The organism is Streptomyces sp. NPDC002730, assembly GCF_042888805.1.
Lineage (GTDB): Bacteria > Actinomycetota > Actinomycetes > Streptomycetales > Streptomycetaceae > Streptomyces.
The window spans coordinates 1-1,020 of record NZ_JBIAQG010000078.1 but is presented as its reverse complement, the minus strand read 5'-3'; the positions used below and the strand labels follow the sequence as shown (position 1 = coordinate 1,020).

1 protein-coding gene is annotated in these 1,020 nt (G+C 68.3%); it reads left to right on the top strand.

Annotated elements, in window-relative coordinates; genetic code table 11:
• Window positions 1–273: 273 nt before the first annotated feature.
• A partial coding sequence (locus ACFYXH_RS42510) for an ISAs1 family transposase (RefSeq protein WP_389575197.1) occupies window positions 274–1,020 on the top strand: 747 nt, incomplete at its 3' end.

The window sequence follows — 1,020 nt, the reverse complement described above, 5'->3', positions numbered from 1 at the left end:
GGGCGGTTTCAAAGTCCGGGTGATCATGGATGTGTGCTGGTCACGGCTGCGTGACGCTGTGCTGGTTGGCCGACACCTACGCAACGAAGCTCCGGTTGACGGGGTGACCTCGGCAAGTCGCCCTGAACCGCCGGAGCTTCGATGTGCCGCCAGTCTGCCACCGTCTGCCTGATCAAGTCGCCTTCGCGTCAGCAGCGCGCGATCGTCGGTCTGCCGTCTCGGCTGGCCACGCTGGTTGATCCCCGGGCTCGTCGTGGGAAGCGTCACCCGTTCGTGAGCGTGCTGCTGGTCGCCTGCGCGGCGGTGGTGGCCGGGTCGCGGTCGTTCGCCGCGATCGGGCAGTGGGCGCGATCGGCGCCGCAGGAGGCGTTGGCCCGCCTCGGTGCACGGACGGCGACCGTGTTCGGGGTGTGCATCGCACCCAGCGGATCGACGATCCGGCGAATCATCAACGATGTCTGCCCCGGCGGCCTAGCCGACCTGCTGGGCTGCGATCCGGCCGGGGCTGACACCCTCGCCGTGGACGGCAAGAGCGCCCGCGGCTCGCGGCACGAGGAGACCCCGGCCGCGCATCTGCTCGCCGCCATGACCGGCACAGGGCAGACCATCACCCAGCTACGCGTGCCAGACAAGACCAACGAAATCACTTGCTTCGCCGCCCTGCTGGCGCCCTTCGACCTCGCCGGGGTGACCATCACCGCCGATGCCCTGCACGCCCAGCGCGACCACGCCCGGTTCCTCGTCGAGGACAAGCAGGCGCACTACGCACTGACCGTGAAGAAGAACCAGCCCGGCCTCTACGAACGGCTGCGGACGCTGCCCTGGGAGCAGGTCACCGCGAAGTTCTACGACCGCACTGAGGGCCATGGCCGCAAGGAGACCCGGGTGGTGCAGGTTCTGACCGCCGATGACCTCGACTTCCCGCACGCCACCCAGGTAGCGAAGATCACCCGATACCGCACCAGCTTGAAGACCGGCAGACGCAGCCGCGAGACGGTCTACGTCATCACCGATCTGACC